The organism is Candidatus Enterococcus testudinis (genome assembly GCF_002140915.1).
Lineage (GTDB): Bacteria > Bacillota > Bacilli > Lactobacillales > Enterococcaceae > Enterococcus_D > Enterococcus_D testudinis.
Map to the genome: position 1 here is coordinate 1,047,924 of NZ_NGKU01000001.1, position 13,390 is coordinate 1,061,313.

Sequence of the window (13,390 nt, forward strand, 5' to 3'; positions counted from 1 at the left end):
AAAATCTGGAAGGGATTGAAATGTATCATTTCAATTCCTTTTTTTGGAAGGAGAGTAATGAATGAAAATAAAGTATGTATTGTTTTTGTTGAGTGCACTAATGGTATTAGGTTTTGACAACAAAGAAGTGAAAGCGGCATTAATTTCGTCGATATATGTGGAACCAGTGAATGGAATCAATAGTGATACAATCAAAGGCGTAGATGTGTCTTCAGTTCTATCCTTAGAGGATAGTGGAGTAATGTTTTATGATGATGAGGGGAATCAGGGGGACCTTTTTCAATTATTTGCGGATAACGGTGCAAACTATGCACGAATCCGCATTTGGCATGATCCTTACACTTCTGACGGTTATGGTTATGGAGGTGGCAACAATGATTTAGATAAAGCTTTGGAAATGGGACTTCGTGCTACACAAGCCGGGATGCAGGTACTGATTGATTTTCATTATTCTGATTTTTGGGCCGATCCTGGAAAACAACACACACCAAAAGCGTGGGAAACATACACTGTGTCCGAAAAAGAAACAGTTATTTATGATTATACGAAAAAGTCGCTAGAAAAGCTGAGTGAAGCGGGTGTCAATATTGGCATGGTGCAAGTAGGAAATGAAACAAATAGCCAGTTTGTAGGGGAGAGTAATTGGGCAGATATTAGCCGTCTATTCAACGCAGGTAGCCGCGCAGTACGAGAGGTGGTCCCAACAAGTAAGGTTGCTTTACATTTCACCAATCCTGAACGTAGCGGGTTTTATCGAACAATTAGTCAAACTTTAAATCAGTATTCAGTTGACTATGATGTTTTTGCAAGTTCGTATTATCCCTATTGGCATGGCACGCTCAGTAACTTGACGTCTGTCTTAAAGGAAGTTGCTGATACCTATGATAAAGAAGTGATGGTGGCAGAAACTTCCTATGCGTATACATGGGATGATGGGGATGGACATGCCAACACTGTGCGAGAAGGGGAATCTTTGGTCTATGATTATCCAATTTCTGTTCAAGGACAAGCGACCGCTATACGAAATGTGTTTCAAGCGGTTGCTGATGTGGGGGATAAAGGGCTAGGCGTATTCCTATGGGAACCCGCTTGGCTTCCAGTTGGACCACCGGATGCGCTCGATCAGAATAAGCTGTTGTGGGAAACACATGGATCTGGCTGGGCAACTAGCTATGCTACAGAATATGACCCAGAAGATGCCGGTGTTTGGTATGGGGGAAGTGCAGTCGATAATCAAGCTTTGTTTGATTTTAAAGGAAATCCGTTGCCGTCATTAAAAATTTTGACGTATATAGAAACAGGTGCGACTACTGAAAAGAAAATCGAACAAGTTTTACCTGTGCGCCTGCAGATGAATTTAGGAGAACCGCTAGTTGTGCCAGATTCCGTTACCGTTGAATATAACGATGGGACACAGGAAATTGTTTCAGTACAGTGGAATGATGAGGAGTTAACGGCAGTTGATGTGACAAAGGCCGGTGAATATAATGTCCAAGGTTCTGTTGACGGATATGAAGGTTTTGCAACACTTTCTGTTCTGATTTTAGCGAAAAATTATCTTTTGAATGGCAGTTTTGAAGATGCTGATCTATCTATGTGGCGAATAATAGATGCAGAAGATCAGATTGCAAGTTATGTTAATCAAGTAGATTATGATAGCAAAGACGGTGCGCTGGCGATGCATTTTTGGCATTCTGAAGCCGTATCCTTTACTGTGTCTCAAAAAGTCGAGAATCTGCCTGATGGTATTTATTATTTTGGGGCATATGTGCAAGGTCAATTTACAGATAGTGCTGATTTCTTTCAAGTTTCTGCTGTTTCCGATGATGTGTACACAGGTGAAATAGTTGATTTGAATGGCTGGATGAATTGGCAAGCTGGAGAAATCAATGAAATTGAAGTAAAATCTGGCGAAGTCACTGTTTCATTGAATATAAAGGCTTCGGCCAACTCATGGGGAACAATAGATGATTTGCGGCTGATTAAAATCCGTGACATCATTGATGAAGATACAGATGGAACAGAGAGTTCACAGAGTAGCGAAAGTTCGCAGAGCAGTGAAAGTACAGAAAGTTCACAGAGTAGCGAAAGTTCGCAAAGCAGTGAAAGTACAGAAAGTTCACAGAATAGCGAAAGTTCACAAAGAACTGAAAGTACAGATGATAAGCAAATTCATCAACATTCGGAATCTTCCACGGTGAGCCAATCCTCGAATGAAAATGATAAACAAGCATTGCCGGCAACAGGGAGCCAAGATACCTATATGGTTGTATTATTAGGCTGTGGTGTGTTGACTCTCTCTGGTGTGGCTTTTTGGAAACTGAACCATAATCGAAAACATTAATTTCATCAATCCAGTTTGTCGATTGGAAAATCATACGGAGAACAAAGTAGCAAGAATATGATGTAATAAAGTATTTACTCTTGAACTAATTGGGTAAAGGATTCTGTCAAATAAAATTGAGTCATCGTGTCCGCGTGAAATAGTTTACCTCATTTCGGTGAGTATAGCGAAAGAGCTATTTTCTCGTTGGTTAGACGAGAAGGACAAAGCTGATGATTCATAGCAAGTTGCTATCTAATCCACATGTTTTTATAAATAGAGCGCACAAAAGCCAGAACTATTTGCACTATGTCTGGCTTTTGTGCGGTCGATATATTTATCTGGTTTCATCCGTTTTATCAATACAACAGATGAACAATCACATACACATGCTCAACTTCACCAAGTTTTTTTGTTATTTATAACCGCTCCTTATAAAGGACTAGTGATCCCGCGTTATTTAACCGTCAAATCAAAAAGTTCCCCCTTGTCAAAAGTGAGCGCTTTCTATAATCTGGAGAGGAATAGAAACCAAAATAAAAAAGGCACTTCATATCTGTACTCCGACATACAGATACGAAGCCCTGATCAGTCACAAACGTTTTACCCCTGTTGACCAATCAAGTTGCCATTGCTGAATCCCGAAGAACTCAACGTGTTTATTTTACCGAAATTTGTCTGTGATTACTAGTCACGGATGCAGTTTTTTCGCAAAAATTTCATGGGGAGTCTGAGGTTTATTTCACTATGTCAAAGGTATTGGACAAATGGGTCTGATGCCTTTTTTGTTGTTCTTTTATTGGTTGGCAGAGAGAAATGGGACGCTGTTTTTCCTGTTGTTGGTTTGGCCAATGATGAGATGTATGTGTGTTCCGGAAGAGGTATGTCTCGGGCAGTGGTTTCTATTCGTTTGCTTTTATTGCCGAGAAATAAAAGAGATCATTGACGAAAAGTTACAATGATTAGTTACAGCTGTTGGATGAACCATCTTCAAGAAAAAATAATTTGTGAAAAGAAAATTATGATTTAACTAGCGTTAGAATTAAACGAAGGAATTTTATTGAAATGATAAATATTATAATGTTTAATTAGGTTTTTCGCTCAAATATGTTGACTTTTTCATGTTTAAAATTTAACAATATAGATAATTAAATCTTGTCTCTTATACACATCTAGATGTGTATAAGAGACAGATACATGATATGTGTCATTTAATATCTATATTTGTTTTGTATACATTTAAGAGGGTGCAGGTTTTAAATTATAAATAGGTTAATTTGTTGAAATGGAGGGATATAGATGAAAAAAATTGAAGCATGGATGGAAAAAAGTTTGATGCCGATAGCAGTAAAGGTTGGAAATGTAAAAGGGTTGATCGCCATTCGGGATGGAATAGCGCTTGCCATGCCATTGATCATTATAGGTAGTATCTTCTTGATTATCAGTAGCTTTCCGATTGCGGGCTGGACGGATTGGTTGGCTAGTCTGTATGATGGGCGTCTTTTAGCGATGTTTAATCATGTAGTCAATTCCTCGTTTGGTATAATGGGTTTGGTGGCCGCTTTTGGAATCGCTTCAGGCATGGCCAAACAATACAACGTGGATGGAGCAAGCGCAGGTGTGCTTTCAATTTCCGCTTGGTTGATTTTAACACCCAATATTATTTCAGATGATGGCGAAGGGATTCCGGTTAAATTTCTAGGCAGTCAAGGAATTTTTATTGCGATTGTGGTTGGCCTGATATCCGCTTGGATATTTCAATATTTTATTCGACGTAATATCGTCATAAAGATGCCAGAAAGTGTTCCGCCGGCAGTGAGTCGCAGTTTTGCTGCCTTGATTCCAGGTACAGTGATATTATTACTTGCATTTATTGTAGCGTTTATTATTGATTCTTCCACGTTTGAAAATGCCCATTTATTATTGGCAACAAGTTTGGCAGGACCTTTGAGTTTTATCGGGGGCACATTGGCAGGCGCTATTCTGACAGTCTTTTTAAACAGCTTGTTTTGGTTCATGGGAATTCATGGTGGAAATATTGTCGGTTCAGTGACTGGGCCTATTTTCTTAGCCAATACAGATGCCAATCGAGTAGCATTTCAAAGTGGACAAGAGTTGCCGCATATTTTGACCTCCCAATTCTTTGATATGTTTGCTTATATTGGTGGTGGAGGGGCAGTTTTAGGGTTGGTGATTGTTCTGATTTTCTTTGGAAAAAGTGCGCAATCCAAAGCCTTGAAACCAATTGCTGCAGTACCAAATCTTTTTAATATTAGCGAACCGGTCATGTTCGGGTTGCCAGTCATGTTGAACATGACTCTATTGATTCCGTTTCTTTTCACGCCAGTTGTCAACGTTGTGATTGCTTATTTTGCGATGAACGCTGGATTGCTGCATAAAACGATTGGGGTAGCTGTCCCTTGGACGACACCGCCTTTGATCAGCGGTTTTCTCGCTACTGGGCATATTTCGGGTGTCATATGGCAAATCATTTTGATTGCGATTGATGTCTTGTGCTATTTGCCATTTTTCTTGATAATGGATAGAGCACAACAGAATAAAAAAATGGATTAAATTCAGAAAGTAGGATGATCATGGTTAAACGTTTATTAAGTGCAACAGCTAGCGAAGTTGAACAAATGACAAGAGATGAATTAAAGCAAAGTATCAAGGCGAGTGAAGGGCGTATTGTTTTATCGGAAAATGTTGTCCTGCATCCACCATTGGAACATAATATCACGTATAGTGAATTTGCACGGGCTTATGGTGCAGATATGATTTTGTTGAATGGATTCGATACAGAAAATCCAGTCGTTTTAGGCATGTATAATGAAAATGCCGCATCAGAAATCAAAAGCACAGGAAAAGAGCATTTGATTCGTGATTTAAAAAAATTAGTTGGATTACCAGTAGGTGTGAATCTTGAACCAGTGGATCCAAACGCGCAAATGGCTGAAGACAGAACAGAAATCGCAGCAGGCAGACAGGCGACGAAAGAGAGCTTTGCTCGAGCAAGTAAACTAGGGTTTGATTTTATTTGTTTGACTGGTAATCCAGGTGTCGGTGTTTCAAATGAAGCAATCATTGGCAGTATTGCGACAGCCAAAGAACACTTTGACGGGTTGATCATTGCGGGTAAAATGCATGGCGCTGGGGTCAATGAACCAGTAGTTGATCAAGAAACAGTAGAAAAAATCGTTTCAGCCGGAACGGATATTTTATTGGTTCCAGCAATCGGTACCGTTCCGGGGATTTCAGAGTCAGTTCTAGCAAATGCCATAACGTATGCGCATCAGCATGATGTATTGGTGATGAGTGCAATTGGTACTAGTCAAGAAAGTGCTGACCCTGAAACAATACGAGAAATTGCACTGCGCAATAAAATCTTAGGTGTCGATATCCAACATATTGGTGATGCAAATATGGGTATTTATGGAATCGAAAATATCGAGGTGTTGTCGAATACGATTCGTGGGAAACGACACACTGCTGCTCGATTCGCACGATCAGTGAATAGATAGGAACAGGTTAAATACAAAATAAAAAAGCATGGTCTGAATATGCGTATGAAGTATTTCTACTTTATATACATATTCGGTGACCATGCTTTTTTTATCCAACCTATCCCACTACCAAGCCGTATCTTCAATTTGCGATTCCAACACCGCAATTTCCTCTGCCAATGCAGCCATCTCTGCTTGCACTTCATCGAGGGTTGCGCCGCTATTGCTATAGCCTTTATGGTAGGCGATCATGTAATCTGTTTCTTCGAGACGCTGCAAGCGATCCCGCAGCTGTCCAAGTTGTTGAATGTTTGCTACTATATTATCAAGATCATCTGTATGATTTGTCATGATTCTGTTCTCCTTATCTAGGCCAATGCATTTGGACTTGACAGTTGCGGGCCGTTGCCATAACGGGCCAAAACCCAGTCGTCATTGTCCCACATCTCAGTTTTTCTGCGACCGCCAAAATAATCTCAGCGGGAATCACGTTCCATTTCAACGATCATGCTATCGGCACCTAAAGTGACCCAGTTATAACTGACATTGGTATGACCGAATTTAATCCACAAGACAGGAATACTTTGCAAAATCCCTTTCTGATCAAAAAAGCTGCGTTCTTGCTGCTCGATTCTCAGAAAAGCGAGGGCGCGGTTGTAGGAAAGGGAGGATACACCATTGACCATTATACAACGTGCTTGGGCTTATGTGCATCGCAAGCGGACCCGCTCGTAGCTGCTGTATTTGATTTGCTGGAACATGATAAACACGCAGGTGGCAGCGGTGTGGGTCTGTTTATTGTTAAAAATGCGCTGCAACGTGCAGGAATCGAATATGCTTTCGAAGCGAGTTAATTGGGCATGTTGTTTCGATTTCGGGTGGAATAAAGACTTTATTTAGTTTTGATTAAGGCTTGTTAAAGTGCTAACATATAAGAAAAAAGAAGGGCGGTGTGTTTATGATGCATGTTATTTATAATCCGTTGACATCTGTAAGTGACCTTAAAAAATCGCCAATGAAAATCATTGAATTGTCTAAAGTAAGTGGAGATGCTGTCTATATTTTAAATAATAATAAAGATGTTGGCGTAATTGTAGATAGTGATCATTATAAAACATTAGTGGAAAGAAATGCACAGTTGACGAATGAAGTCAGTGAATTAAGTGATAGAATCGCTTATCTCGAAGCTGAACTTAGGCTATTGACAAACGATCAAGTTTATACAGATGAGGAGGTGCGCGGTACGGAAACAATACAGGCTGACTTATCAGCTGTTGCAGACGAGTAGGCGTAATCGGATGGCTCTCAATAGATGCAAATAAATCAGGACCAGCAATGCTATATTCTTCCAAATCACCAAGCAATCAGCTACGCATCGCTGGTTGCTTTTTTGTCTGTTCCCTCGTAGCAACGAGTCAGACGTGATAGGATAAAAGTGACACACGGACAGCAACGGTTTGTTATGAGGAGGTAATAGCGAATGCAAGAACGAATTGAGTTATCAACGGGTGGGCGCTTAGATCTATTTTTGTTGTCAAAATTGAATCAACATTATCCATTGAAGAAGCGAGGTTTCGTCATGGTGATACCAGGTGGCGGTTATCGCTTCACGAGTGATCGGGAAGCCGAAGCGATTGCCTTGTGGTTCAATAGCTTGGGTCTGAACAGTGGGGTGTTGCGCTATCGAACCGATGCAGCACTGGACAATATCGTCCAGCATGCATTGGTTGAAGCGGCAGAAGCACTTCGTTTGATCCGTCAGCAAACACAGGCATGGTCGCTGGATACCGCATGTATTGGTGTATGCGGCTTCTCAGCCGGTGGACATATTGCGCTGCAATTGGCAACAAAGAAGTGTGCATTGGCAAAGTCAGTGTTACATATTGGCGAAGTTGAAGATTTTCAAGTCGATTTTGCAATTTGCGGCTACCCCTTGGTCTATTATTCACAGACATTGATTGAAAACCAAGCAAGATTTGAAGAGAAATCACAGTCTCTTTTGAATCAGCGTTATTTTGGCAGTGAGGAACCCAGTGAAGCAGTCATTGCTGCTGCCAATCCGATTCATTATTTGTCAGAAGAAACACCGCCTCTATTTTTATGGCATACAGCTGAGGATGAGGTGGTAGATGTGCAGCAGACCCTCGACTTAGCGATGGCTGCCCGTGCTTACGGTATCCCGATCGAAGTCCATATTTTTGAGAAAGGGGTCCATGGATTAGCCCTTGCCAATGAAGTGACCGCCTTACATGCCGAAGATATCGAACCAACTGTTGCTGAATGGACGACACTGTGTGCCAATTGGTTGCGTCGACGAATACTAAGGGATAAATGATGCGTGAAAATGAGAACGTTTTACAAAATGTAAAAATATAGTATAATTGTAAAAAAAGCCGAGGTGTGGGAGATGGAAAATAAGTTTACAGGTTATTTTGCCAAACGGAAAAAAAACAAGCTTGATCAAATGCGCAAAAAGAATTGGGCACTTAAGCAGCAAGGCATTGATCCCCACAAAGGATGGGGCACGATGATCGACACAGGATCCGGCGGGTTGAACAATATGAATCGTGACAATCAAGCGCAAAATTTTTTGAGCAAAGAAATCGACAACAAACAATTTTTTATCGAAGAAGCCAAACGAATTCGGAAAGATTGAGTGGTTAGGGTTTCCATCGCAATCACCAGCGAAAGGATGTTTATCATGTGGCAGCAATTCTCAGATTATGTGACAGCTAAACGTGAAGCGAAAAAAGATCGCCTGCGCCGCAAAAATGCGGCTTTGCGTGCACAGGGAAAAGAGCCATTGAAAGGCTGGGGTAAAATGGTTGATTCAGGTTTCGGCGGGTTAAATAAAAATGATACTGTAAATAGTGCCCAATTAGATAATATGGGATTTCGCAAGCATCAAGCAGAAGAAATCGGCAAAGAAAATAATCGGACCAATCAATGAGATTGGTCCTTTTTCTTACCATGATTTCCTAAATATCCTTTGTCAATGCTGTCAAAATTTGGCACCAGCGGTCTGCCAATTCTTCGCTGCTGCAGATGATCTTGAAACTCTCTTGGGATTCGGTGAATTGAACTGAGATTTCTGTCAGTCCGGTTTTTGCAATAATCATAGTCGTTACACTCCTTTGCACCTTTCGGGCGAATAATGAGCGCCGTTATTGACTGCTCATTATGTAAGTACGTCAAAAGGAGTCAACTATTTTTTATTAGTACTTCTTTTTCGAAAAAATCTTGCACCAACTCTATTTGTCGTTGCGTCAAAATACCTGAGGAGCGAAAAACAGGCACCTGTTCCGGGAGCGGGTCTTGTTCTTCGAGTTGGCGAAATGCACTCGTAGAGATGAGGCAATCATATGTGTTTGTTGGCACATATCGCTCAATCGTAACATCTTGCTTGAGTTCCAATAGACGTTCAAGTTGCTGTGCATTGATTTGGGCATTCAATGGATTCAATGGATCATGAATGCCGATATGAATGGTCCTTTTTTTGCGTTCATTAAGAATCAAAAATCCGCAATGGGCTAAATTTGTTCGCCAAAAATTGGCTGCTGGATCGAAATGAAGGTATTGATTGATTTTTGCTTTTTGCAAAGTACATGTGAATGTATGGAAATTCGTTTCATTGAAAATTTGTTGTGCTTCGAAGAAATGATCGGCGACCCATTTATCGATTTCGGAAAAGGATCCCTGAAAATAGTATTGGCTCGTTGCCAACCACCATAAATGCTGCTTGGCTTGTGTATCATCGGATTCCTGTATATTGCTGTTGAGCATTGTGCGCAATGTATTCAAAATCAATGTGCACCCTTTTCCGATGGCCGTATGACTGTCATTTTCCTGCAGCCAACGGACCTGATAAGGGCTATCGTTATACGGAAGAATAAAGGCATGACAAATATCATACAACAGGAATAGATCCATCTCAGAATAATGCTTGAGACCTCCTTTTTCAGTGTGCTTTTTGAAGTCACGAAATGTAGGTCTCTTTTTTTTTGTGTATGCTTCTGGAAAAGTTTTTTTGCATATAGGCGTTGTTTGCGAATCGCGAGGAAAATAGCATTTGCTCTCGATGAGCTGACGTTAGGTCAAATCGGAAAAAGGTTTCTATCATTTGACATGTTGTGCCGAATAATGGATCCTTTTTTTGTGAGACTGGTTTTATCTTCGTAAGAAAGCCAAAAAAAAACAATTGAAAAAATAGAAAATCTGTGCTTCGCTACCAATCAGTTGATCATTTTTAATTTCCTTAGTTTGATAGGTACCGGGTCGACCATAAATGTTGGGGATGGTGCGACACTGGATGTGAAATCATCAGGGAATCCTCATTGAGATGCATATTACTATATTACGATCTATTTGGGTGCAGATACAAAATTAGCCGATAGCGATGGTGGAAACTTTTTGGTATCCTCTCTTGATACAACTGGAACTGGAGCTGTGATCTACTCAGGAGGGAAAGCAACGTTTACAGTAGGTGCAAAAGCAACATTCGACATACAAACTGACGGTACCAAAGCCAAAAATATTATCCATTTTACAGGTATATCTACTTTCAAATTCAATGATGCAAAAAATATCAATATTCAATTTAACTTGACGCCTATTGCTGGATCAGCATTAATTTATATGCCAAGAAATAGTTACTTCGAAATAGACGTACAGAAGGTCAACGCACGGACAACTGGATCTGATATTGCCTCTGAGCCTTCCTATACTTGGACACCTATGTTCGATCTGAAAATACCTTATGTAGGTTCAGCGGTCACCAGTAGCAGTATTCAAGGAATGTCCATGTATGAAGAAACATTGAATGAATTTATTGCTAAATTTGATACAGTTACCAAACAGGGTTTCAAAGACTATAATTTGAATATATTGATGCGGTAGATGTAGAATGTACCTCCTTAGCTACCGATGATAAAAACGCCGACGGATTACATATCGTCTCAAGAGTCGTATATAGTGTAGATGTAACTGTTAAAAGAACTGAGTTGCCAAATGCATTTGTTAGAATTACAGATACGCCAGCATCTGGCGGTACTCAAGAAATCGATAATTCTGTATATCAGAAAATAACCACTCCAGTTGCTTTATCGATTGGTGACAATAGTGATTTTACGGATAATTTCACAATTGAAACGGATGATAGCGGCAATTTTTCTTTTGATTTAAATCAAGGATACGGTATAAGCGAGAATTACTTCATGGCCAACAGTCGTATCCGATTGTATGCTTTTTACGGAGGAAAAGGCGCCTACGCCTATCAAAATGATGCACAAGAGGATGGTCAAATTGTCTTGGATGAAACTGGACCAACAGCAGAAACGAAGACATATTATCTAATCAAAAAAGACTCTTTTCCAGAAACGATCATGCCAGAACAGTTACTAAATAATGTTGAAGATTCAAATCCACTAAATACTGGATTCACCTATGCTTTTGAAAATAGTACGGATAGAACAAAGGTGTTTGATACAGTAGGTGTTCAAACGGTGCCGATCTTAGTTTATGATGGTCTTGGCAATGTCTCGACGATCAATGCCAAAGTATCTGTTTATGAAACCACGCTAGTTATTACAGCTAAAGATATTGGCCTTTCAAAAGAAACTCTGGGCACTATTTCTGAGACTGAGTTAACCGAATTGCTGCTGAATCACGGCAACCTTAAAGTGACGATTATTTCATTAGGGCAACTGGAAACATATGATAAACATCAGATCAAGGTCTCAAATCTTGATGAAATCAAGACGTTTATAGCTGGTGATAGTTTCGCAAATGGTGGTGATGACGCTGTGCAATTTACTTTACCAGAAGGCATTAGTAACTTACACACTGCTGCGATTTCAATAGAAGTTACCTTGACTGTTATTGAAAACGATGGTGTGTTGGACACTGCCACAAACCCATTGAATCCAGAAATTCTAGCTCCTGCCACGGATACGGAAAGAGAAAACAGTCGAACTGGTGAAATCGGCGAATTGACATTAGACGATGTACCAAGTGTCTTCGATTTTTGCACAGTATCCTTTGACTATGGAATCAATATCTACTATGCAATCAATACAAACCCTCATTATGATAAACAATGGATTCAAGTCACAGAGAAAGATCAGACCGGCTGGACAGTGAAAGCAAAGCGTTCCACATTTCACAATGAAACGGACACATTGGCAGAATCCAGTACAATCCTTTATCTACCATTTGGAGAAGGGAATAGTACCAATGAGGAAGTCAAGGGAAGTCTATTCGTAAATAGTGCCAATTCGACTGCCAAGCTAGGTCAAAAAATTACCAGCAATGAGTCTAAAGTGTTTGGTACCAAAGAACATGCGGGAAATGCAAATGAATCACCTCAGTGAAATATTGGGATGCGACAGAAGTTGCTTTGCAAGTGAATGGCAATGATAGTCGTGTCGATATTTCTGATTGGGATGTACAATATGAATCAACGATTACTTGGTCGTTAGTAAGTGAAGCGATTGAATGATGATAGATAATAAAGTGACATATAAAATAAAAACGCTTTATTTTTTTGGACCTTATATTGACAAGTACAAAAGACAAAGTTATAATCTGTCTTAGGATTGCTACTGAAAAGGCGAAACCGACTAAATATACACTGGGTTATTTATGCTTGGATTGTATATTTTTGTCGGTTTTTTTGTCTGTATGAAAGGGAGTGTAACGATGAAACCAATCACGATCTACAACAACAATGCTATCTTAGTCGATGACAATGGCACGGAATGTGTAGTGATTGGCAATGGTGTTGGATTTGGGGTAAAAGGTAGTGGTGTGATTGATGAAAGAAAAATCGACAAAAAATATATACTTGATAGTGAATTCACACAGAATAAGTTTGGAAACCTTATGGCAGGTATGGATGAAAGACATGTTATATTAACCGCAAAAATCATTGAAGAAGCTGAAAAAGATCTTGCTCGAACATTTGATCCAAGCATTTATTTATTTTTAGGAGATCATATCAATTATGCCATCGAGAGAAATCATAAAGGTGAAGCAATCACCAATGATTTAATGTGGGAAATCAAGAAATATTATCCTAGAGAATTTGCTGCGGCAAAACGGTCACTTCAGTTTATTGAACGTTCAGAAAAAATCAGATTTATTGAAGACGAAGCGGGTTTTATCGCATTACATTTTGTAAACGCTAGCTCAGGTTCAAGATACAAAAATGAAACGATTTTTACGACAAAGGTTATTGGAGAAATCGTTCAAATCGTCGAATACGATTACGGAATGAAGCTAGATGATACTTCGATGAATTATGACCGTTTTTTAACGCACATACGTTACTTTGTGAGTCGGATTTTTTCGAAAAGCAAAGAAGTCAAAGATGAGTCAGATCTGTTGCAACATGTAAAATCATTGTATCCGAAAGCTTATCAAACGGGTTTGAAAATCAAAAAGCATATCGATGGACAGTACAAAGTCAAAATCACGGATTCGGAACTATTGTACTTTGTTATTCATATTAATCGCGTGACTACCAGAGAATTAACTTGAAAGTTTTGTTACCGCATGGGCAAGACCA

At 39.7% G+C, this 13,390-nt stretch carries 15 protein-coding genes and 1 pseudogene; 12 read left to right on the forward strand and 4 right to left on the reverse strand.

Features of this window, described 5'->3' with window-relative positions; genetic code table 11:
- Window positions 1-61: 61 nt before the first annotated feature.
- From A5886_RS16155 to A5886_RS05000, 3 genes are all read left to right on the forward strand, one after another.
- Complete coding sequence (locus A5886_RS16155) at window positions 62-2,344, forward strand: glycosyl hydrolase 53 family protein (protein WP_086273925.1); 2,283 nt, start codon at window positions 62-64, stop codon at window positions 2,342-2,344.
- Window positions 2,345-3,622: 1,278 nt separating this feature from the next.
- Entirely contained in the window at window positions 3,623-4,897 is a 1,275-nt protein-coding gene (locus A5886_RS04995; RefSeq protein ID WP_086273926.1) for a PTS sugar transporter subunit IIC, read from the forward strand.
- A gap of 20 nt (window positions 4,898-4,917) precedes the next feature.
- Window positions 4,918-5,844: a DUF7916 family protein gene (locus A5886_RS05000; protein WP_086273927.1), complete on the forward strand. Its 927-nt coding sequence runs from the start codon at window positions 4,918-4,920 to the stop codon at window positions 5,842-5,844.
- A 108-nt stretch (window positions 5,845-5,952) separates the two neighbouring features.
- Here A5886_RS05000 and A5886_RS05005 read toward each other — a convergent pair whose 3' ends face one another.
- Together A5886_RS05005 and A5886_RS16160 are read right to left on the reverse strand one after the other, a co-directional pair.
- Complete coding sequence (locus A5886_RS05005; RefSeq protein WP_086273928.1) at window positions 5,953-6,177, reverse strand: hypothetical protein; 225 nt, start codon at window positions 6,175-6,177, stop codon at window positions 5,953-5,955.
- 17 nt (window positions 6,178-6,194) lie between these two features.
- Window positions 6,195-6,464, reverse strand: a pseudogene (locus A5886_RS16160) (hypothetical protein); the annotation flags it as partial.
- On the opposite strand from A5886_RS16160, the gene A5886_RS15970 reads away from it, so the two are divergent.
- The 5 genes from A5886_RS15970 to A5886_RS05030 all read left to right on the forward strand — a co-directional run bounded on the left by A5886_RS15970 (window position 6,378) and on the right by A5886_RS05030 (window position 8,776).
- Window positions 6,378-6,680 (forward strand): hypothetical protein, encoded by a 303-nt coding sequence (locus A5886_RS15970; RefSeq protein WP_218776629.1) that lies wholly within the window; start codon window positions 6,378-6,380, stop codon window positions 6,678-6,680. The pseudogene A5886_RS16160 and the gene A5886_RS15970 sit on opposite strands and share 87 nt — an antisense overlap.
- Before the next feature lie 104 nt (window positions 6,681-6,784).
- Window positions 6,785-7,114, forward strand: coding sequence for a type II toxin-antitoxin system Phd/YefM family antitoxin (locus tag A5886_RS05015; protein ID WP_086273929.1), 330 nt, complete (start codon window positions 6,785-6,787; stop codon window positions 7,112-7,114).
- Between the two features lie 192 nt (window positions 7,115-7,306).
- Window positions 7,307-8,161, forward strand: a complete 855-nt coding sequence (locus tag A5886_RS05020) for an alpha/beta hydrolase (RefSeq protein ID WP_086273930.1) — start codon at window positions 7,307-7,309, stop codon at window positions 8,159-8,161.
- A gap of 72 nt (window positions 8,162-8,233) precedes the next feature.
- Window positions 8,234-8,482, forward strand: a complete 249-nt coding sequence (locus tag A5886_RS05025; protein ID WP_086273931.1) for a hypothetical protein — start codon at window positions 8,234-8,236, stop codon at window positions 8,480-8,482.
- Between the two features lie 45 nt (window positions 8,483-8,527).
- The gene (locus A5886_RS05030; protein WP_086273932.1) at window positions 8,528-8,776 is read left to right on the forward strand and encodes a hypothetical protein; all 249 of its coding nucleotides are present in this window, start codon (window positions 8,528-8,530) and stop codon (window positions 8,774-8,776) included.
- A gap of 28 nt (window positions 8,777-8,804) precedes the next feature.
- Here the strand turns inward: A5886_RS05030 and A5886_RS15765 are convergent, their stop codons facing one another.
- Entirely contained in the window at window positions 8,805-8,945 is a 141-nt protein-coding gene (locus A5886_RS15765; RefSeq protein ID WP_179189975.1) for a hypothetical protein, read from the reverse strand.
- An 82-nt stretch (window positions 8,946-9,027) separates the two neighbouring features.
- Window positions 9,028-9,756, reverse strand: a complete 729-nt coding sequence (locus tag A5886_RS05035) for a hypothetical protein (protein ID WP_086273933.1) — start codon at window positions 9,754-9,756, stop codon at window positions 9,028-9,030.
- Window positions 9,757-10,236: 480 nt separating this feature from the next.
- Here A5886_RS05035 and A5886_RS05040 point away from each other — a divergent pair, with 480 nt between their 5' ends.
- The 4 genes from A5886_RS05040 to A5886_RS05050 all read left to right on the forward strand — a co-directional run bounded on the left by A5886_RS05040 (window position 10,237) and on the right by A5886_RS05050 (window position 13,362).
- Window positions 10,237-10,722 (forward strand): hypothetical protein, encoded by a 486-nt coding sequence (locus tag A5886_RS05040; protein WP_218776630.1) that lies wholly within the window; start codon window positions 10,237-10,239, stop codon window positions 10,720-10,722.
- Window positions 10,723-10,826: 104 nt separating this feature from the next.
- Window positions 10,827-12,194, forward strand: coding sequence for a WxL domain-containing protein (locus tag A5886_RS05045; protein WP_086273935.1), 1,368 nt, complete (start codon window positions 10,827-10,829; stop codon window positions 12,192-12,194).
- Entirely contained in the window at window positions 12,191-12,322 is a 132-nt protein-coding gene (locus A5886_RS16020) for a hypothetical protein (protein ID WP_256926147.1), read from the forward strand. Before A5886_RS05045 ends, A5886_RS16020 begins: the two co-directional genes overlap by 4 nt.
- Window positions 12,323-12,522: 200 nt before the next feature.
- Window positions 12,523-13,362, forward strand: coding sequence for a PRD domain-containing protein (locus A5886_RS05050; RefSeq protein ID WP_256926148.1), 840 nt, complete (start codon window positions 12,523-12,525; stop codon window positions 13,360-13,362).
- Window positions 13,363-13,390: the final 28 nt, after the last annotated feature.